We start from the raw sequence: 18,496 nt of genomic DNA, 5'->3' as shown, positions 1-18,496 counted from the left end.
AGCACAGCGCCGCGGGCTGCGGCGGTCAGGGCGCGACGGGATTGCCCGGCGTGCCGGGGCTGCCGGCCGCAGCGTCGGCGGCATTCGCGGGCGGGCGGTAGGAGACGCGCACCGCGGAAGGCTGCGGCGCGGAGACTGCAGCCGCCGTCGTGACCGGCGCGGCGCCGCCCGCCGGCGCGTACCCGGCCTTGCCCGCATTGGGATCGTGCAGCACCACGCTCTTGCCTACGCCCACGCCGGTGCCGACCGGCCCGACGCCAACGCCCACTCCCACGCCAGCCGTGCCGGCCACCACGCCGGTGTTGTTGACCGCCACGCCCGCGCCGAGCGGGCCCCAGCCGGTGTTCAGGCCGACGGAGAAATTGCCGTCCTTGGTGGCGCCCAGGCCGAGCGAGAGCCCGGGCACCAGCGGAATGCCGATGTGATAGTGCGAACAGCCGCTCACCATGGCCAGCAGGAGCGCCGCCGCAAGGGCGGCTGCTGCACGGGCGGTGCGCGGCCGGGCCTTCACACCAGCAGCGCGTTGACGCGCCTCACGTAGGCCGCGGGATCGGCCGGCAGGCCGCCTTCGGCCAGCAGCGCCTGGTCGAAAAGAATGTTCGCAAGATCATCGAAATGCTCGGAGCCGTCGAGCTTCTTCACGAGCGCGTGCTCGGCGTTCACTTCGAGCACGGGCTTGAGGTCGGGCGCGGGCTGGCCGGCCTGCTTGAGCATGCGCGCGAGCTGCGTGCTCATGCCGCCGTCCTGCACCACCAGGCAGGCCGGCGAATCGACCAGGCGCGTGGTCACGCGCACGTCCTCGGCCTTGTCCTTGAGCGCTTCCTTGAGCTTCTCGAGCAGCGGCTTGAAGGATTCGGCGGCTTCCTCGGCGGCTTTTTTCTCGGCCTCGTCCTGCAGCTTGCCGAGGTCGACCGCGCCCTTGGCCACGCTCTGCAGCGGCGTGCCGTCGAACTCGGTGAGGTAGTTGAGCGCCCACTCGTCGACGCGGTCGGTCATGAGCAACACCTCGATGCCCTTCTTCTTGAAGACTTCGAGCTGGGGGCTGTTCTTGGCGGCGGCGAGCGTGTCGGCCGTGATGTAGTAGATCGCGTCCTGGCCTTCCTTCATGCGCGCCTTGTAGTCGGCAAAGCTCACGCTCACGGTGTCGCTCGTGGTGGAGGCGAAGCGCAGCAGCTTGGCGATGCGGTCGCGGTTGCCGAAGTCCTCGCCCAGGCCTTCCTTGAGCACGGCGCCGAACTCGGCATAGAACTTGGCGTACTTGCCCGATTCGTCGGCGGCGGCCGCGGCGGCTTCGGCGGCCGTGGGGGCGTTCTTGTCGACCACATCGGTCACGGCCTCGGTCGGCTCGGGGGCCGGCACCGATTCGCCCGAACCCACGTCGATCTTGCCTTCGCCGCTTTCCGGCCCGGTCTTCTGCTTCCTGGCCAGGTCCTCGAGCATGCCGAGCACGCGCTTGGTGCTGCCTTCGCGGATGGCCTTCACGTCGCGGCTTTCCTGCAGCAGCTCGCGGCTCACGTTGAGCGGCAGGTCGGACGAATCGATCACGCCCTTCACGAAGCGCAGGTAGCTGGGCAGCAGCGCCTCGGCGTCGTCCATGATGAAGACGCGCTTCACGTAGAGCTTGACGCCCGCGCTCTTGTCGCGGTTCCACAGGTCGAATGGCGCCTTCGAAGGGATGTAGAGCAGCTGTGTGTACTCGGTGCTGCCTTCCACGCGGTTGTGGCTCCAGGCGAGCGGCGCCTCGTAGTCGTGGCTGATGGTCTTGTAGAACTCTTCGTACTGCTCGGGCGTGATGTCCTTCTTGGGGCGGCTCCAGAGCGCGCTGGCCTTGTTGACCGTTTCCCATTCGCCGGTCTTGACCATGTCGCCGGGCTGGTCGTTCTCGCCTTCCTTCCACTCCTCCTTTTCCATGAGGATGGGCAGCGAGATGTGGTCGGAATATTTGCCGACGATCTGCTTGAGCTTCCAGGCGTTGAGGTATTCGTCGGCGTCGTCGCGCAGGTGCAGCGTGATGCGGGTGCCGCGCTCGGGGCGCGTGATGTCGGCCACCTCGAAGTCGCCCGCGCCGCCGCTCGTCCAGCGCACGCCCTGCTCGGGCGGCAGGCCCGCGCGGCGCGATTCGACCGTGATCTTGTCGGCCACGATGAAGCCCGAATAGAAGCCCACGCCAAACTGGCCGATCAGCTGGGCGTCGGCCTTCTGGTCGCCGCTGAGCTTGCTCACGAAGTCCTTGGTACCACTTTTGGCGATGGTGCCGAGGTTCTCGATGGCCTCCTGGCGCGACAGGCCGATGCCCTTGTCGGTGATGGTGATGGTGCGCGCGGCCTTGTCGAAGGAAAGCCGCACGTCCAGCTCGGTCTGGTCTTCATACAGCTCGGGGTGGTCGAGCGCCTCGAAGCGCAGCTTGTCGCAGGCGTCCGATGCGTTCGAGATCAGCTCGCGCAGGAAGATTTCCTTGTTCGAGTAGAGCGCATGCGTGACAAGGTGCAGCAGCTGCGCGACTTCAGCCTGGAACGGGAGTTTCGTGTTGGAAGAATCAGCCATGGGAAGAGAAGAAATATCGAAGCCAAAAAATTCTAAGCCGGGCGGCCTTGACCGCACGCCCGACTCGCCAACTCTGCGAGTTGGGGCTTTCGCCCCGAAAAACAATAGGCCTACCGGGCCTGCGATTCCACCTCGCGGGTCCAGCGGTCGATCAGCCGCTTGCGCTCGGCGGCCCTGCCGTATTTCTCGAAGTCGTACTTGATGAGCTTGACCTCGCTCATGGGCGGAATGCGCGGATCGGGCTTGAAGGTCTTGTTGGCGGGCGACTGCAGGCTGCCGACCTGCCCGCCGATCGCCTGGCCGGCCGGGCTCATGAGCCAGTCGTAGTAGCGCTTCGCATTCTCCTTGTTGCGCGCGCCCTTGACCAGCGCGATGCCGCCGACCTCGTAGCTCGTGCCCTCGCAGGGCGCGGCCGTCTTGACCGGGAATTTGTCGTACCGCCAGCGCTCGAAGCCGAAGATGAAGCTCACGCCCACTGCCACCTCGCCCTTGGCCACGTTGGGCGCCTGCGCCTGGCCGCTGCGGGTGTAGCTGGTGACGTTGCGGTGCAGCTTCTTCAGATAGTCGAAGGCCGCGTCCTCGCCCATCTGCTGCACCAGGCCCGCGATGATGGTGTAGGCCGTGCCGCTGGAGGCCGGATGCGAGATCTCGATCTCGCCCCGGTATTCGGGCTTGGCGAGGTCGGCCCAGCACTTGGGCTCGTGCAGCTTCTTGCGCCTGAGCAGCTCGGTGTTGAAGCCGAAGCCGATGGCGCTGGTGTAGAAGCCGCCCACCATGTTCTGCGACATGGCGTACTGGCGCACCGACCAGTCGTGCAGGTCGTTGATGTAGGCCGGCCGGTAGGCTTCGAGCAGGCCTTGCTCGGCCGCCTGCAGGAACGGGTCGCCGGTGCCGCCCCACCAGATGTCGGTCTTGGGATTGGCGGCCTCGGCGCGCAGTTGGGCGCCGATCTCGCCGGTGCCCTTGTGCGCCTGCTGCACCCGGATGCCGGTCTCGCGCGTGAAGGCGGCGGCCGCGGCTTCGCACCAGCCCGCGTCGGTGCTGCACAGCGCATTCACCGTGCCCTCGGCCGCCGCGCCCGAAGCAAAAAGCAAGGCCATGGCGCCCGCGCAGGCGGCAAGGGCCGCGGCATTCCTCTGGACAAAGGGGCGCATGCGTTCTCCGGTGGATGAGTGGATGAAAGGCGACCCGAGGATAGCGGGCAAAGCCGCTCAGCGGGCCGCCAGCAGCGGCGGCAGGTGCTCGGCCAGCCAGTCGACCACCACGCGTGTCTTGTGCGGCAGGTAGCGGCTGCGCGAGCGGATCACGTTGAGCGCGAATCCGAAGGGCCGCGGCTCCTCGAACACGCGCACCAGCGTGCCGGCCGCCAGCGCATCGGCCGCGAGCCAGGCCGGCAGGCGCGCCAGCCCCATGCCGCCGATGGCGGCTTCGAGCAGCACCTCGGCGCTGTCGCAGCGCAGCCGCGAGGGCAGCACCACTTCGACCAGCCGGCCATCGGCGTCGTGGAAGCGCCAGGGCGAGACCTGCCCGTCGCGCGCATAGAACACGGCCTCGTGCGACGGCGATGCACCCAGCTCGGCCACGCTGCCCGGGCGCCCGCGCTCGGCCAGGTAGGCGGGCGCGGCGCACAGCGCCATCCATTGCACGCCGACCGGCCGCGCGACCAGCTCGGCGCTGTCGGCCAGCTCGCCGCTGCGGATGGCCAGGTCCAGACCGTCTTCGACGAGGTCCACGCGCCGGTCGTTGAAGGACAGCTCCAGCGACAGCCCCGGATGCCGGCGCGCCAGCGCGAGCAGCAGCGGCCCGACCTTCAGCCGCCCCAGCATGGCCGGCATGCTCAGGCGCACCAGCCCGGCCGCGGTGCTGCGCGCGGCATCGGCCATGGCCTCGGCGGCGTCGAGCTCGGCCAGCACGCGCCGGCAGCGCTCGTAGTAGCCGTGGCCTTCCTCGGTGAGGCTCTGGCTGCGCGTGGTGCGCAGGAAGAGCCGCGTGCCCAGCCGCGCCTCGAGCCGCCCGATGCTCTTGGCCACCGCCGAGCGCGTGACGTGCAGCCGCTCGGCCGCGCGCGCAAAGCTGCCGGCCTCCACCGCGGCCACGAACTCTTCGATGCCTTGCAGGCGTGGACTCATTGGATACTTTCAGGCGCCATGACGTTGAAAATTATCCGCCACTGGATAGATCAACTCGCCAATAGCATGAAGGCTTCTTTTTTGTGGAGGCTTTTTCATGCAGGCAAGCAGAACGCTCAGGCGCTGGCAACTTTCTTCCTTCGGCCGCGAGCAGCTCGAACAGGTGGCGCTGCCGCTGCCCACGCCCGGCCCGGGCCAGGTCCTCGTCGAGGTGGGCGCGGTGTCGCTCAACTACCGCGACCTGCTGATGATCCGCGACGGCATGGGCATGAAGTTCGACCTGCCCTTCACGCCCGGCTCCGACATGGCCGGCACGGTGGTGGCCGCGGGCCCCGGCGTGCAGCGGCTGGCCGTGGGCGACCGCGTGGTCAGCACCTTCTGGGGCGGCTGGATCGACAGCCACTGGCCGGCCGAGGCCGTGCCGATGGGCGGCCCCGGCCCGGGCATGCTGGCCTCGCACGTGCTGATCGACGCCGCCTGGGCCGTGGCCGCGCCGGCCACGCTCGATTTCGCGCAGGCCAGCACGCTGCCGTGCGCCGGCCTCACGGCCTGGTTCGCGCTGGCCGAGACCGGCGCGCTGCGGCCCGGCCAGACCGTGCTGGTCCACGGCACCGGCGGCGTGGCGCTGTTCGGCGTGCAGCTGGCGCGGCTGCATGGCGCGCGCGCCATCGTGGTCACGGGCAGCGAGGAGAAGCGCGCGCAGACACTGGCGCTGGGCGCCAGCGAGGTGCTGATGCGCGAGGGCGACTGGCCGGCCGAAGTGCGCCGCCTCACGCAAGGGCGCGGCGCCGACCACGTGCTCGAACTTGCGAGCGGGCCGAACCTCGACCGTTCGCTGCAGGCGGTGGCGCAGGGCGGGCGCGTGTCGATCATCGGCATGCTCGGCGGCGAGACGCTCAGCGCATCGTTCTACGCGATGGTGCTCGGCCGCGTCACGGTGCAGGGCATTGGCGTGGGCCATCGGCGTGCGCTCGAAGACCTGGTGCGCGCCGTCGACGCCAATGCGCTCGAGCCCGTGATCGCGGCGCGCTACGCCTTCGACGACGTGCCCGATGCGCTCGACCACCTCGCGCGCGGCGCCTTCGGCAAGATCGTCGTCGTGCCCTGACCACGCCCTTTAGCGGTTTGCGCAACGCATGTCAGAAACAAAAGACCGCTCAACTGTGAACAGGTTCCGCCAGCTGCAACAACATGCGTGACGCATGCTGTTTACGTTCCTAGAATCCGCCCGCGCATGGCCCTGGGCCACGCAATTTTTTCAACTTCTGGAGGGATGGAGCAGATGGAACATAGCACCTACAAAAAGTGGTCGGCCGAGTTCATTGGTACTTTCTGGCTCACGCTGGGCGGCTGCGGAAGCGCGGTGCTGGCGGCGGCCTTTCCCAACAACCTGGGCATCGGCTTCCTGGGTGTCGCGCTGGCGTTCGGCCTCACGGTGGTGACCGGTGCCTATGCGCTCGGCCCCATCTCGGGCGGCCACTTCAATCCCGCGGTGTCGATCGGCCTCGCGGCCGCGGGGCGCTTCAAGGCCTCGCAGCTCGCGGGCTACATCGTGTCGCAGGTGCTGGGTGCAATTATCGCGGCCGGCGTGCTCTACCTGATTGCCACCGGCAAGCCCGGCGCCGACATCGGCGGCTTTGCCACCAACGGCTTCGGCGAGCACTCGCCCGGCAAGTACGGCATGACCGCCGCGCTGGTGTGCGAGGTGGTGATGACCGCGGTCTTCCTGATCGTGATCCTCGGCGCCACCGCCAAGCGCGCGGCCGGCGGCTTCGCGGGCCTGGCCATCGGCCTGTGCCTCACGCTGATCCACCTGATCTCCATTCCGGTCACCAACACCTCGGTGAACCCCGCGCGCAGCACGGGCCCGGCGCTGTTCGGCCCGTCCTACGCGGTGTCGGAGCTGTGGCTGTTCTGGGTTGCGCCCATCGCGGGCGCGATCATCGGCGCGCTGATCTACCGCGCGCTGCTCGCGAACAGCGACGCGACGACTGACTGATCGTCAGCTGCCGTTGGCCGACTGCACGAGCGGCAGCGCGGTCGACTGCCCGATCGATTCGGTGCCCGTCGCATGCGAGGCCGCATAGGCGCCGGCCTGCACGTCGGACACCGGTGTCGTCGAGTTCATGGCCGGTGCGCTGGTCGACTGGCCGATGGACTCGGTGCCGGCGGGCCGCGCGGCGGCCATCGCGCCGGCCTGCACCTCGGGGTTCTCGGGCGAATTCATCTGCAGCGGGTGGTAGTCGGAGCCGTCGGTCGTTTCGGCCGATGCATTCACGGCACCGAGCGCCGCGAACGCGGCGAAAGAAGCAAGGGCAAGAAGCTTGGAGGAAGTGCGCATGGTGTGTGCTCCTGAGGGTTTGTCTCCGGCCGCGTGCCAGCGCGCGAACTGCGCGTGGCAGGGCCTGCATGCACTCTAGGCAGCCCGGCTGAGCGGGCCGTGAGCAGGAAATTAGCCTGGCGTGAGCGGCATTGATGCCGCAGGCAGGTGCACCCGTGCCAGCAGCCCCGGACTGCCGCCCTCTTCTGCTTCATCGCGGTTGCGCAGCTCGATGCGCAGGCCGTGCCGCTCGGCCGCGGTGCGCGCAATCGCCAGCCCGAGGCCGCTGCCGCCCGCCGGCGCACCCGGCACGCGAAAGAAGCGGTCGAACACGCGGCCGATGGCCGAGGCCGGAATGCCCGGGCCGTTGTCGAGCACATCGACCACCGCATGGCCGTCGACCTCGTGCAGCCGCACGTCGACCACGCCGCCTTCGGGCGCATAGCGCAGCGCGTTGTCGATCAGGTTGTCGAACACGCTGCGCAGCTCGGCGGCCGGCGCCTGCACCACGGGCGCGATCGAGCCCTCGAAGCCGATGTCCACGCGCCGCGCATCGGCCAGCACCATCAGCTGGCTCACGCTCTCGCGCAGCAGGGTTTCGATGTCGACCGGCTCGCCCGGCATGGGACGCCCCGGCGCGTCCTGCCGCGAGAGGCTCAGCAGCTGCTCGATGAGGTGCTGCGCGCGCGTGACGCCGGCTTCCAGCTGGTTGAAGCGCTCGGTGGCTTCGCCCGCGGGCACGTGCGCGCGCAGGTTCTCGATCTGCAGGCCGATCGCGGCCATCGGCGTGCGCAGCTCGTGGGCCGCGTCCTGCACGAAGCGGCGCTGCGTGGCGAAGGCACTGCGCATGCGCGACAGCAGCTGGTTGAAGGCCTGCACCAGCGGCGCGATCTCGTCCGGCACGCGCGCCAGCGACAGCTCGGTGGGGCGGCGCTCGTCCTGCGAGGCCACGTCGCGCGCCACCGCGCGCAGCGAGCGCGAAGCCGCCGACACGATGAGCCAGAGGATCAGCAAGGCCAGCGGCAGCAGCAGCGCGATGGGCAGGCCTTCGAGCAGCGCACGGCGCAGGGCGCGGCGCCGGCGGTAGTCCTCGTTCTGCAGCACCTGCACGCGCGGCTGGTCGGCGCGCGGCCCGGCCTCGGCCGTGAACACGCGCCAGCGTGAGGGCGCGGGCGCATCGGCGCTCGCATCACTGAAACCCGGCTGCGGCTGCAGCGGCACCACCGCCAGCGGCGGCCACGAGCTTGCGCGCAGCGTGCGGCCGTCGGCGCTCCAGAGCTGCACCACGAAGGCGCCGCGCACGAGCGCGGCGTTGCCGTCGAGCGGGCGCGGCGTGCGCGGCGGATCGCTGCCCGCATAGGAATCGGCCACCAGCCGCATCTGCTCGTCGAGCGCGTTGTGCACCAGGTCGCCGTAGGCCACGAAGGTGAACCACGCCGTGAGCGCGGCCGCCACCAGGTGCAGCGTGACGAGCCAGAACAGGAGCTGCGTGCGCAGCGAGCGCGGGCGCCACCAGCGGCCCGGCACTGCGCTCATGCCGCCACGCGCCAGCCGAGCCCGCGCACGTTGCGGATCGATTCCGCGCCGAGCTTGCGGCGCATGCCGTGGATCAGCACGTCGATGGCGTTGCTGGTCACTTCCTCGCCCCAGCCGTAGATGCGGTTCTCGAGCTGCTCGCGCGAGAGGATGGCGCCGGGCCGCTCGAGCAGGGCGTGCAGCAGCGCGAACTCGCGTGCGGTGAGCGCCTCGCGCACGCCATCGACCAGCACCTCGCGCGTGGTGAGGTCCAGCTGCATCGTGCTGCCGCCGATCAGCGAATGCGCGGCGCCGTCGCGACGGCGCACCACGGCCCGCATGCGCGCGAGCAGCTCGCGGAATTCGAAGGGCTTGAGCAGATAGTCGTCGGCGCCCAGGTCGAGGCTGTGGATGCGGTCGTCCAGGCCGTCGCGCGCGGTGAGCACCAGCACCGGCGTGGCGTCGCCGCGTTCGCGCGCGCGGCGCAGCACCTCGGTGCCGTCCTGCCGCGGCAGGCCCAGGTCGAGCAGCACGCAGGTGTAGCCGCCGTCGCCGAGCGCGCTTTGCGCGAGTTCGCCGTCGCGCACCCAGTCGGCCGACCAGCCCGCGCCCTCGAGCGCCTGCTTCAGGCTGCGCCCGATCATCTCGTCGTCTTCCACCAGCAGCACTCGCATCGCGTCGACTCCTTGGGCGGCAAGGTAGCACGCGGTCGGGATGACCGGTAGTGCCCTGCGCCGTGGCGCAGCGTAGGAGCGGAGTCTTAGGCGGGGCTTAGCACGCGGACCTCGTGCCGCCCGCCCTCGCCATCCGCCGCAAAGGCCAGCAGGCGCAGGGCCTCTTCCTCCACGCCGAGCCGGCCGGCCTTCGGCCAGCGCGTGAAGGGCTCCAGCACCACCGCGGCCGCGTTGTTCTTCGCCGCGCGCTCGATCTTCCAGACGCCCGCGACGAAACCATCGAGCAGCACCGTGCCGCGCACGATGCCGTTGGCGGTGAACACGCGCGCGCGGTGCGCCTCGCTCATCACGCGGCTGCGGTCGGCGTGCGAGAGCAGCAGGTTGTCCCATTCGGCGACCAGGCGCGGCGGCGCGGGTGTGCCCGGGTCGGGACGCGGCGCGCGCGGCAGGTCGAACAGCTCCTGCCCCTGTTCGCCGATGAAGCTGCGCAGCTGCGGCCGCAGGCGCTCGGCCACGGCCCTCCAGCCCGTGAGGCCCGACCATGCGCCCGCATCGGCCAGCGTGGCGGGGCCGAAGGCCGCGAGGTAGCGCAGCAGCAGCGCGTCCTGCGTGGCCGGCGCGATGTCGGCGGCGGGTTCGCCGAGCCACTGCGCGATGGGCTGCAGCCGTGCGCTCTGGTGCGCGTTCCAGCTGCCCGCGGGCGGCAGGTGCACCAGCGGCACGCTGTTGCGAATGAGTGCGGCGAGCGAGGCGGGCTCGCGGTCTTCAAAGCGCGCCGCCAGGGCCTGGCCGAGTTCGGCGCTGGTGAGCGGCGCTTCGCGCAGCAGCGCGAGGCCCGCCTCCACCACCGCCGCGCGATCGATGCCTTCGAGCGCCCGCGCATGGCTGCTGCCCTTCAATCCGCGCTGATGCACGGGCTCGAGCAGCGGCCGCCAGGCCAGTGCATCCGATGCAGCCATCAGGTGCAGGGTCGCGCGCATCGCCGACATGCGCACGACGCGGCGCTGCTTCAGGGCTTCGGTCAGCTGCTCGCGGCGAAAGCCTTCGAGCCGGCTCCACAGGCCGATGTAGGGTGGGTTGGGCGCCTGCGCCTGCAGGCCCGCGAGCTTTTCGATGGCCTGCGCGGGAGCCGCCTTGCGCCGCTCCAGCAGCATCTGCCGCGCCAGCGTGGCCCGGTTCAGTGCGCGCTGGCTCAGCACCACGGCCATCGGCGGCGGCTCAGAACTTCTCGTGCGGGCCGAGGTAGCGCCACTGCCCCACAGGCAGGTTGCCGAGCATCACCTTGCCGATGCGCACGCGCTTCAGGCCCACCACCTTCAGGCCGACCAGCTCGCACATGCGGCGGATCTGGCGCTTCTTGCCCTCGGTGAGCACGAAGCGCAATTGCTCGGGGTTCTGCCATTCGACCCGCGCCGGCTTGAGCGGCTGGCCGTCGAGGCTCAGGCCGTGGCGCAGCCTGGCGAGCATCGCGGGCGGAAAGACCGCCTGCACATTGGTGGTGACGGGGTCGTCGTCGTCCATGCGCACCAGCTGCCCGGTGGGCGCGGGCTGGCCCAGGCCGTGGTAGGCCACGCGCACCAGGTACTCCTTCTCCATCACCGAGTCTTCGCCGATCAGCTGGCGCGCGATGCGCCCGTCCTGCGTCATCACCAGCAGGCCGATCGAATCGATGTCGAGCCGCCCGCAGGGCGCCAGGCCGCGCAGCTGCTGCGGACTGAAGAAGAAGCGCGCGTTGTCCTCGGCCCAGCGGTTCTGCGGCGTGAAGAGCGTCACCGCGGGCTCATGGCCGTCTTCGGCCTGGCCGCTCACGTAGCCGATGGGCTTGTTGATGAGGATGGTGACCTGGTTCGCCTGCTGGCCCTTGGCGGCCTTGTCGACCTCGATGCGGTCGGACGGCGTGACCTTCACGCCCATTTCGGCCGGCTTGCCGTTCACCTTCACCCAGCCGTTGGCGATCCATTCGTCGGCCTCGCGGCGCGAGCAGAGGCCGAGCTCGGCCATGCGTTTGTTGAGGCGGATCGGGGCGGGGGCGTCGGTCATGCGGGGGCGCGGTCGGTTTGGGGGCAGGCGGGTCACGCCCGGTGGAGCGGTGCGCAGCCGCATTTTCGCCGATGGCGGCCGCCCGCGGGATGTGTCGCAATGCATGGGGATAATGCGCGCCAATGGCCCGCCGGCGGCCTCCACCCGCATGACCAAAATCCTGATCCTCAGCGTGAGCGCCGGCAACGGCCACGTGCGCGCAGCACAAGCCCTCGAAGCCGCGGTGCAATCGACCCCGCCGCACACGGCGGTCCACATCGATGCCATGGCCCATGTGGCCGGCGGTTTCCGCAAGGTCTACACCGACTGGTACATCCAGCTCGTGAACCGCGCGCCCGAGCTGTGGTCCTACCTGCACCAGCGCACCGATGCCACGCCGCACCATGCGCCTTCGCAGCGCCTGCGCCGCGGCATCGAACGGCTGAGCACCGGCGCCCTCGTGCGCGAGATCCGCCGCGAAAAGCCCGACGCCGTGATCTGCACCCATTTCCTGCCCGCCGAGCTGCTGATGCGCGAGCGCAACCGCGGCCGCATCGACTACCCGGTGTGGCTGCAGATCACCGACTACGACCTGCACAACATGTGGCTGGTGCCGGGCATGGCGGGCTACCTGGCCGCGACGGAGGAAGTGGCCTTCAGGCTGCGCGCGCGCGGCATTCCCGAAGGGCGCATCCACGTGACGGGCATTCCGGTGATGCCGGCTTTCTCCGAACCCGATGCGCCGGCGCTCGCGCGCCATGCCTGCGCCGCGGCGCTCGGCCTCGATCCCGCGCGGCCGGTGCTGCTGATGGCCTCGGGCGGCGCGGGCGTCGGCGACCTGGCGAGCATGGTCGAGCGCGTGCTCTCGCTCGGCGGCGACAGCGGCCTGCAGGTGATTGCCGTGGCCGGCCGCAACGCCGAGGCCCACGGCAAGCTGCAGGCCCTGGCCGCCCGCCATCCGGGGCGCGTGGTGGCCATCGGCTTCACCAACGAGATGCACAAGCTCATGGCCGCGGCCGACCTGGTCGTGACCAAGCCGGGCGGGCTCACGGTGTCGGAGTGCCTGGCGCTCGGCAAGCCGATGCTGCTGATCTCGCCGATTCCAGGGCAGGAAGAACACAACGCCGGCTTCCTGATGGAAGAAGGCGCGGGCTGGCTCGCCTACGACGCCATCGGCCTCGACTACAAGGTGGCGCGCCTGATGGCCGACCCCGCCAAGCTCGCATCCATGGCCCAGCGCAGCCGCGCGCTCGGCAAGCCGCGCGCGGCGGCCGCGGTGCTGCGCCACGTGCTGGGCGAAGCCGCATGACGGGCGCCGTGGAGAAGACGGGCGTGGCCCGCACGCTCGGCTACCTCGCGTGGGTGGTGGTGATGGCGTTCTTCTTTGCCAACGCCGAGATCCAGATCGAAGGCGGCGCCGGCTGGGCCACCTCGCTGCCCACCTGGCGCATCGAGAACAGCATCTGGCTCGACATCTTCTGGGGCGGGCGCGCCATGACGGGCTACCATGCCTGGGTCTTCACCTTCATGGTGCTGGTCTTCTTTGCGCCTCTGGCCTTCAACGGACGCTGGACCTGGCGCGACGCAGGGCTGGCCGTGGCGGGCCTGATCGTGTTCTGGGTCTGCGAAGACTTTCTCTGGTTCATCATCAACCCGGCCTTCGGCTGGGCCCGCTTCAATGCGGTGGATGCGTTCTGGCACAAGCACTGGATCTGGGGCGCGCCGGTCGACTACTGGGGCGGGCTGGCAGTGGCCCTGCTGATCCTGGTGGCGCGGCACTGGCGGCGCGCGAAATGAGCGCAAGGAAGCACAAGCGCAGGAACGGCAGCGAGGCCGCCGCGGCGCACGCCGCGCCGCGCCCCGGGCACTGGGCCGATCCGCTCGACACGCTCGGCATCGAGAACCTGCACCGCATCACGCCCACGCTGTACCGCAGCGCGCAGCCGCGCATCGCCAACGTGGCGGCGCTGAAGGCGCTGGGCATCCGCACCATCGTGAGCCTGCGCTCCTTCAACGACGACCGGAAGGTGTTCGCGGGCAGCGGCATCCGCCTGGTGCGCGTGCCGATCAACACCTGGTCGATCGACGATGCCAAGGTGCTGCGCGCGCTGGTGGCCATCCGCGAGGCCGAGAAGCAGGGGCCGGTGCTGATCCACTGCATGCACGGCGCCGACCGCACCGGCGTGGTCGCGGCGGCCTACCGCATGGCGGTGCAGGGCTGGGACAAGGAAAGCGCGCGCCAGGAGATGTTGCGCGGCGGCTACGGCTACCACACGCTGTGGCGCAACATCCCGCGCTACATCGAGCGCTTCGATGCACAGAAGATGGGCCATGCGCTGGCCCATGCGCCGGCGGTTCCTGCCGTGTCCTGAAGGCGTCTGCAGCTTTCGCGCACCGCTCCTATACTGGCCGCCCCGTGGCCCTGGGCCACCTTCGAACTCGCCTCTTCCACGAGGCACAAGGGGCTCATCCATGGCACTGCAACTGCGCTCCCTCGTCCGCGCGAACGGCGAACTCGAACTCTCGCTGCACGACGAGCCGATTCTCGAACCCCAGGCACACGAAGTCGTGATCCGCATCGAGGCCTCGCCGATGAATCCGTCGGACCTGGGCCTGCTGTTCGGCGCGGCCGACATGGGCACCGCCAAGGTTTCCGGCACGCCCGAGCGGCCGATCGTCACAGCCACGGTGCCCGAGCGCGCCATGCCGGCGATGGCCGGGCGGCTCGACCAATCGATGCCGGTCGGCAACGAAGGCGCCGGCGTGGTGGTCAAGGCCGGTTCGTCGCCCGCGGCGCAGGCGCTGCTGGGCAAGACGGTGGCCGCGATCGGCGGCGCGATGTATTCGCAGTACCGCGCGGTGGCCGCGGCCCAGTGCCTGGAGCTGCCCGCGGGCACGGCGCCGGCCGAAGGCGCATCGTGCTTCGTGAACCCGCTCACTTCGCTCGGCATGGTCGAGACGATGCGGCGCGAAGGCCACAAGGCGCTGGTGCACACGGCCGCGGCATCCAACCTGGGCCAGATGCTCAACAAGATCTGCCAGAAGGACGGCATCGCGCTGGTCAACATCGTGCGCAAGCCCGAGCAGGAGGCGCTGCTGCGCGGCATCGGAGCAAAGTACGTGTGCAGCACGAGCTCGCCCACCTTCCTCGAAGACCTGACGCAGGCGCTGGTCGAGACCGGCGCCACGCTGGCCTTCGACGCCACGGGCGGCGGCAAGCTCGCGGGCCAGATCCTCGGCTGCATGGAAGCGGCACTCAACAGAACCGCCAAGGAATACAGCCGCTACGGCTCGACCACGCACAAGCAGGTCTACATCTATGGCGGCCTGGACCGCTCGCCGACGGAGTTCGTGCGCAACTTCGGCATGGCGTGGGGCATGGGCGGGTGGCTGCTGTTTCCGTTCCTGCAGAAGCTCGGGGATGAAGGCGTGCAGCGCCTGAAGGCGCGGGTCGTTGCGGAGTTGAAGACCACGTTTGCGAGTCACTACACGCGGGAGGTTTCGTTGCTCGAGGCGCTGCAGCTCGATGCGATCGGCGTGTATGGGAAGCAGGCGACGGGGGAGAAGTTCTTGTTGAATCCGAACAAGGGTGTGGCGGCGTAAGTGCCGTTGCCCTCACCCCAGCCCTCTCCCGGAGGGAGAGGGAGCAACACACAGCCTGACGCCATGCATTCGGTCTTGTCCCCTCTCCCTCCGGGAGAGGGCTAGGGTGAGGGCTCTGTGCCCCCAACAAAGCGCGGCGCCCGCAAGGCTAAACCACCAGCCGATACCCCACCGCAGTCTCAGTCAACAAATGCCGCGGCTGCGCCGGATCCGCTTCCAGCTTCTGCCGCAGATGCCCCATGTAGATGCGCAGATAGTGGCTCTGGTCCGTATGCGACGGCCCCCACACCTCGCGCAGCAGCTGGCGCTGCGTGAGCACGCGGTCGGCGTTGGCGACGAGCACTGACAGCAACCGGTACTCGGTCGGCGTCAGATGCACTTCGGCGCCGGCCCGGCGCACGATGCGCGCGGCGCGGTCCAGCTCGACCTCGCCGAAGCGGAACACCGCTTCTGCCGCTTCGTCGCCGCCCGCCGCGCGTGGCCGGCGCAGGTTGGCGCGCACGCGCGCGAGCAGCTCGCCGGTGCCGAAGGGCTTGGTCAGGTAGTCGTCGGCGCCGGCGTCGAGCGCGGCGATCTTGTCGGCCTCGTCGCTGCGCGCGGACAGCACGATGATCGGCACGGCCGACCAGCCGCGCACATCGCGGATCAGCGACACGCCATCGCCATCGGGCAGGCCGAGGTCGAGCACCAGCAGGTCGGGCTGGCGCGTGCCGGCCGCCGCCAGGCCGTCGCGCAGCGTGCCGGCCTCGTGCACCAGCCAGCCCTCGGCCTCGAGCGCGCCGCGCACGAAGCGCCGGATCTGCGGCTCGTCCTCGATCACGATGGCGGTGGGCGATGGCATGGGTTCAGGGTTGGGCTTCTTCGGCAGTTTCCGGTGGCTCCCGGCGCGGCAGGGTGACCGTGAATTCTGCACCGCCGCCCTGCGCATTGGCCGCGGCAATCTCGCCGCCGTGCGCGCTCACCACGGCGCGGCAGATCGCCAGGCCCAGGCCCACGCCCGGCGTGGCCGATTCGGTTTGGCCGCGCGTGAACTTGTCGAACAGCTTCTGCTCGCGGCCCAGGAGGGCGGCGGGCAGGCCCGGGCCGTGGTCGCGCACCGTGAGCCTCAGCATGCCGGGCTCGGCCCGCGCGCCGACCACGATGGGCGGCGCGCCGTACTTGGTGGCGTTCTCGATCAGGTTGACCAGCACGCGCTCGATCAGCACGGCATCGAACTCGACCAGCGGAAGCCCGGGCTCGAGCGCGGTCTGCACCACGGTAGGGCCGAGCGCGGGGCGCGCCGCGCGGATGGCCGAGCCGACCACCTCTTCCACCGACTGCCAGTCGCGCCGCAGGTTCACCGCGCCGCCCGCAAGGCCGCTTTCGAGCCGCGCCATGTCGAGCAGGTTGTTGACCAGCGCATGCAGCTCGTGCGCCTGCGCGACGATGGCGCGCGCCGCCTCGGCGTGCGCTTCGGGCGGCAGCGTCTGCAGCGATTCGGCCAGCGCGATCAAAGCGGTAAGCGGCGTGCGCACGTCGTGCGAGATGGCGCCGAGCAGCGCATTGCGCAGGCGCTCCGATTCCATCTCGACCACCGCCTGCTGCGCCACCTCCACATAGTGCACGCGCTCCAGCGCAATCGCGATCTGCCGGGCCAGCGTGTCGAGCTGCTGCGCCTGCTCCGGGATCAGCAGCCAGCGCGGCTGCGCCGGCGACAGCGCGAGCACGCCGCGCACGCGCATCGGCGCCTGCAGCGGCACGTAGTGCCAGGGCTGCGCCGCCAGCGTGGCGGTGGCCAGGCCGGCGGGTTGGCCGTGGCGGAAGGCCCAGTCGGCCACCTGCGCATCGAAGCCTTCGGGCGGGCTCTTGGGCAGCACGAGCTGGTCGGCCGCGTCGGTGACCAGCACCAGCGCCTGGCCGCCGAAGTGCCCCTGCACCGCGGCGGCGCCCAGCGCCACCACCTGCGTGCTTTCGAGCGCGGCCGAGAGTTCGCGCGTGAGCTCGAACAGCGAGCGCGCACGCCGCTCGCGGCTGGTCGACACGCCGGCCGCAAAGCGCAGCCCCGCCATCAGCTGGCCCACGAGCAGGCCCACGCCAAGCATGATCGCGAAGGTCAGCACGTACTGCACGTCGCTCACCGCGAACGACAGGCGCGGCGGCACGAAGAAATAGTCGAACGCCGCCACGTTGAGCAGCGCCGCGAGCGCCGAGGGCCCGCGGCCGAAGCGCATGGCCACGCCGACCACGCCCAGCATGAACAGCATCACGATGTTGGACAGCTCCAGCACATGGGCCAGCGGCGTGCACAGCAGCGTGAGCGCGATGCTCGCAGCCGTGGCCCAGGCGTAGCCCGGCCAGTGGACGGGTGCCTTCTCGTGGTCGTCGTCATCGGCGCGCGTGGCGGCGATGGGCGCACGCGCCAGGCGGCGCGAACTGTCGGCGCGGCCGACTTCCATGATGTCGAGCGCAGGCGCGCGCCGGGCCAGCGCGCGCGGCAGCGGCACGGCGGGCCACCAGCGGCGCCAGCCGGTGGGCGGCTCCGGGCGCCCCAGCACCAGCGTGGCGCAGTTGAGCCGCCGCGCCTCGTCGGCCAGTTGCTCGGCCACGTCGGAACCGGTGAGCACCGCGGTGGCCGCGCCCAGTTCCTCGGCCAGCTTGAGCACCGCGAGGATGCGGTCGCGCTCCTCGGCGGCGAGCCGCTGCAGCCGCGGCGTCTCGACGTATGCCGCATGCCAGCGCACGTTGAGCTGGCCCGCGAGCCGCGCCGCGGTGCGCACCGTCTGCGCGTCGCCCTCGTGCGGCCCGACGCACGCGAGGATCGCGCCCGAGGTGTTCCAAGCCTGCAGTTCGCCGCCCTGCCCGTCCTTTGCGTTGCGCCCGGCCGCGCCCGACTGCTCGACGCGCCAGCCGCGCACGTCGTCTTCCACATGCTCGGCGGTGCGGCGCAGCGCAATCTCGCGCAGCGCGATCAGGTTGCCCTTGCGGAAGAAATTCTGCGCAGCGCGCTCGGCCTGCTGCGGAAGGTAGACCTTGCCGGCCGCAAGCCGCGCCGCGAGTTCGTCGGGCGTGACGTCGACCAGCACCACCTCGTCGGCTTCGTCGAGCACGGTGTCGGGCACGGTCTCGTGCACCCGCACGCCGGTGATGGCGCCGACCGTGCCGTTGAGGCTTTCCAGATGCTGCACGTTGAGCGCCGACCACACCTCGATGCCCGCGGCCAGCAGCTCCTGAACGTCCTGCCAGCGCTTGGCGTGGCGCGAGCCGGGCGCATTGGTGTGGGCCAGTTCATCGACCAGCAGCACGGCGGGCCTGCGCGCGAGGGCGGCATCCAGATCGAACTCGGCGAGCCTGCGGCCACGGTGGTCCACCTCGCGCAGCGGCAGCAGCTCGAGCCCCGCGAGCAGCGCGGCAGTTTCGCTGCGGCCATGGGTCTCGGCCACGCCGACCAGCACGTCGCGCCCCGCGGCACGCTCGCGCTGCGCGGCGCTCAGCATGGCCCAGGTCTTGCCGACGCCGGCGCTGGCGCCGAAGTAGATGCGCAGCTTGCCGCGCAGCGCACGCGCCTCGTCGCTGCGCAGTTGCGCGAGCAATGCGTCGGGGTCGGGGCGGGGAATGTCGCTCATCGGCCACGCAGGTTAGCGCATCGTCCGACACGCATGCCAGCCGCGCACCGAACGATTCGGCCGGGGGCGAAGCATCGAATCTGCGGCGTC

Annotated in this window: 17 protein-coding genes; 6 read left to right on the top strand and 11 right to left on the bottom strand. The window is 70.4% G+C overall.

The window, feature by feature from the left end; translation table 11 throughout:
* Positions 1–25 precede the first annotated feature (25 nt).
* From VPA02S_RS13890 to VPA02S_RS13875, 4 genes are all read right to left on the bottom strand, one after another.
* Positions 26–511, bottom strand: coding sequence for a hypothetical protein (locus tag VPA02S_RS13890; protein WP_028254072.1), 486 nt, complete (start codon positions 509–511; stop codon positions 26–28).
* Complete coding sequence (gene htpG / locus VPA02S_RS13885; RefSeq protein ID WP_015867726.1) at positions 508–2,544, bottom strand: molecular chaperone HtpG; 2,037 nt, start codon at positions 2,542–2,544, stop codon at positions 508–510. The genes VPA02S_RS13890 and htpG overlap by 4 nt, the downstream gene beginning before the upstream one ends.
* A gap of 110 nt (positions 2,545–2,654) precedes the next feature.
* Positions 2,655–3,698: an ABC transporter substrate-binding protein gene (locus VPA02S_RS13880; protein WP_018905121.1), complete on the bottom strand. Its 1,044-nt coding sequence runs from the start codon at positions 3,696–3,698 to the stop codon at positions 2,655–2,657.
* Positions 3,699–3,755: 57 nt separating this feature from the next.
* Positions 3,756–4,673, bottom strand: coding sequence for a LysR family transcriptional regulator (locus VPA02S_RS13875; protein WP_015867728.1), 918 nt, complete (start codon positions 4,671–4,673; stop codon positions 3,756–3,758).
* A gap of 97 nt (positions 4,674–4,770) precedes the next feature.
* Between VPA02S_RS13875 and VPA02S_RS13870 the strand changes: the two genes are divergently transcribed.
* Together VPA02S_RS13870 and aqpZ are read left to right on the top strand one after the other, a co-directional pair.
* A complete protein-coding gene (locus tag VPA02S_RS13870) occupies positions 4,771–5,781 on the top strand; it encodes a zinc-dependent alcohol dehydrogenase family protein (RefSeq protein ID WP_062364191.1) in 1,011 nt (336 codons plus the stop codon).
* A 174-nt stretch (positions 5,782–5,955) separates the two neighbouring features.
* Positions 5,956–6,672: an aquaporin Z gene (gene aqpZ, locus VPA02S_RS13865; RefSeq protein ID WP_062364490.1), complete on the top strand. Its 717-nt coding sequence runs from the start codon at positions 5,956–5,958 to the stop codon at positions 6,670–6,672.
* A 3-nt stretch (positions 6,673–6,675) separates the two neighbouring features.
* Here the strand turns inward: aqpZ and VPA02S_RS13860 are convergent, their stop codons facing one another.
* The 5 genes from VPA02S_RS13860 to VPA02S_RS13840 form a co-directional block, all read right to left on the bottom strand.
* Complete coding sequence (locus tag VPA02S_RS13860) at positions 6,676–7,014, bottom strand: hypothetical protein (RefSeq protein ID WP_062364189.1); 339 nt, start codon at positions 7,012–7,014, stop codon at positions 6,676–6,678.
* 111 nt (positions 7,015–7,125) lie between these two features.
* Positions 7,126–8,529: a sensor histidine kinase gene (locus VPA02S_RS13855; protein WP_062364187.1), complete on the bottom strand. Its 1,404-nt coding sequence runs from the start codon at positions 8,527–8,529 to the stop codon at positions 7,126–7,128.
* Positions 8,526–9,182: a response regulator gene (locus VPA02S_RS13850; protein ID WP_018905127.1), complete on the bottom strand. Its 657-nt coding sequence runs from the start codon at positions 9,180–9,182 to the stop codon at positions 8,526–8,528. The genes VPA02S_RS13855 and VPA02S_RS13850 overlap by 4 nt, the downstream gene beginning before the upstream one ends.
* A gap of 86 nt (positions 9,183–9,268) precedes the next feature.
* The gene (locus VPA02S_RS13845; RefSeq protein WP_062364186.1) at positions 9,269–10,390 is read right to left on the bottom strand and encodes a winged helix DNA-binding domain-containing protein; all 1,122 of its coding nucleotides are present in this window, start codon (positions 10,388–10,390) and stop codon (positions 9,269–9,271) included.
* Positions 10,391–10,400: 10 nt separating this feature from the next.
* Positions 10,401–11,222 carry a pseudouridine synthase gene (locus VPA02S_RS13840; protein ID WP_015867735.1) on the bottom strand — a complete coding sequence of 274 codons (822 nt, stop codon included), beginning with the start codon at positions 11,220–11,222 and terminating at the stop codon, positions 10,401–10,403.
* Between the two features lie 148 nt (positions 11,223–11,370).
* On the opposite strand from VPA02S_RS13840, the gene VPA02S_RS13835 reads away from it, so the two are divergent.
* The 4 genes from VPA02S_RS13835 to VPA02S_RS13820 all read left to right on the top strand — a co-directional run bounded on the left by VPA02S_RS13835 (position 11,371) and on the right by VPA02S_RS13820 (position 14,804).
* Entirely contained in the window at positions 11,371–12,510 is a 1,140-nt protein-coding gene (locus tag VPA02S_RS13835) for an MGDG synthase family glycosyltransferase (protein ID WP_026284077.1), read from the top strand.
* On the top strand, positions 12,507–12,998 hold the full coding sequence (locus tag VPA02S_RS13830) for a hypothetical protein (RefSeq protein ID WP_062364184.1): 492 nt from the start codon (positions 12,507–12,509) through the stop codon (positions 12,996–12,998). Before VPA02S_RS13835 ends, VPA02S_RS13830 begins: the two co-directional genes overlap by 4 nt.
* On the top strand, positions 12,995–13,573 hold the full coding sequence (locus VPA02S_RS13825; protein ID WP_062364182.1) for a dual specificity protein phosphatase family protein: 579 nt from the start codon (positions 12,995–12,997) through the stop codon (positions 13,571–13,573). Before VPA02S_RS13830 ends, VPA02S_RS13825 begins: the two co-directional genes overlap by 4 nt.
* Before the next feature lie 100 nt (positions 13,574–13,673).
* On the top strand, positions 13,674–14,804 hold the full coding sequence (locus tag VPA02S_RS13820) for a zinc-binding dehydrogenase (RefSeq protein ID WP_062364181.1): 1,131 nt from the start codon (positions 13,674–13,676) through the stop codon (positions 14,802–14,804).
* Between the two features lie 148 nt (positions 14,805–14,952).
* Here VPA02S_RS13820 and kdpE read toward each other — a convergent pair whose 3' ends face one another.
* Together kdpE and VPA02S_RS13810 are read right to left on the bottom strand one after the other, a co-directional pair.
* Entirely contained in the window at positions 14,953–15,645 is a 693-nt protein-coding gene (kdpE, locus tag VPA02S_RS13815) for a two-component system response regulator KdpE (RefSeq protein WP_062364179.1), read from the bottom strand.
* A 4-nt stretch (positions 15,646–15,649) separates the two neighbouring features.
* Entirely contained in the window at positions 15,650–18,406 is a 2,757-nt protein-coding gene (locus VPA02S_RS13810; protein WP_062364177.1) for a DUF4118 domain-containing protein, read from the bottom strand.
* Positions 18,407–18,496 lie beyond the last annotated feature (90 nt).

The sequence above is a fragment of the Variovorax paradoxus NBRC 15149 genome (assembly GCF_001591365.1).
In the GTDB taxonomy this organism is placed as follows: Bacteria; Pseudomonadota; Gammaproteobacteria; order Burkholderiales; family Burkholderiaceae_C; genus Variovorax; species Variovorax paradoxus.
Note: the sequence above shows the minus strand (reverse complement) of the source record. Positions and strands in the feature narration are given on the sequence as shown.

Excerpts from the sequence above, each read along its gene's own strand:
- htpG (WP_015867726.1), bottom strand. The coding sequence starts at position 2,544 with ATGGCTGATTCTTCCAACACGAAACTCCCGTTCCAGGCTGAAGTCGCG.
- VPA02S_RS13880 (WP_018905121.1), bottom strand. The coding sequence starts at position 3,698 with ATGCGCCCCTTTGTCCAGAGGAATGCCGCGGCCCTTGCCGCCTGCGCG.
- VPA02S_RS13875 (WP_015867728.1), bottom strand. The coding sequence starts at position 4,673 with ATGAGTCCACGCCTGCAAGGCATCGAAGAGTTCGTGGCCGCGGTGGAG.
- VPA02S_RS13870 (WP_062364191.1), top strand. The coding sequence starts at position 4,771 with ATGCAGGCAAGCAGAACGCTCAGGCGCTGGCAACTTTCTTCCTTCGGC.
- aqpZ (WP_062364490.1), top strand. The coding sequence starts at position 5,956 with ATGGAACATAGCACCTACAAAAAGTGGTCGGCCGAGTTCATTGGTACT.
- VPA02S_RS13860 (WP_062364189.1), bottom strand. The coding sequence starts at position 7,014 with ATGCGCACTTCCTCCAAGCTTCTTGCCCTTGCTTCTTTCGCCGCGTTC.
- VPA02S_RS13855 (WP_062364187.1), bottom strand. The coding sequence starts at position 8,529 with ATGAGCGCAGTGCCGGGCCGCTGGTGGCGCCCGCGCTCGCTGCGCACG.
- VPA02S_RS13850 (WP_018905127.1), bottom strand. The coding sequence starts at position 9,182 with ATGCGAGTGCTGCTGGTGGAAGACGACGAGATGATCGGGCGCAGCCTG.
- VPA02S_RS13845 (WP_062364186.1), bottom strand. The coding sequence starts at position 10,390 with ATGGCCGTGGTGCTGAGCCAGCGCGCACTGAACCGGGCCACGCTGGCG.
- VPA02S_RS13840 (WP_015867735.1), bottom strand. The coding sequence starts at position 11,222 with ATGACCGACGCCCCCGCCCCGATCCGCCTCAACAAACGCATGGCCGAG.
- VPA02S_RS13835 (WP_026284077.1), top strand. The coding sequence starts at position 11,371 with ATGACCAAAATCCTGATCCTCAGCGTGAGCGCCGGCAACGGCCACGTG.
- VPA02S_RS13830 (WP_062364184.1), top strand. The coding sequence starts at position 12,507 with ATGACGGGCGCCGTGGAGAAGACGGGCGTGGCCCGCACGCTCGGCTAC.
- VPA02S_RS13825 (WP_062364182.1), top strand. The coding sequence starts at position 12,995 with ATGAGCGCAAGGAAGCACAAGCGCAGGAACGGCAGCGAGGCCGCCGCG.
- VPA02S_RS13820 (WP_062364181.1), top strand. The coding sequence starts at position 13,674 with ATGGCACTGCAACTGCGCTCCCTCGTCCGCGCGAACGGCGAACTCGAA.
- kdpE (WP_062364179.1), bottom strand. The coding sequence starts at position 15,645 with ATGCCATCGCCCACCGCCATCGTGATCGAGGACGAGCCGCAGATCCGG.
- VPA02S_RS13810 (WP_062364177.1), bottom strand. The coding sequence starts at position 18,406 with ATGAGCGACATTCCCCGCCCCGACCCCGACGCATTGCTCGCGCAACTG.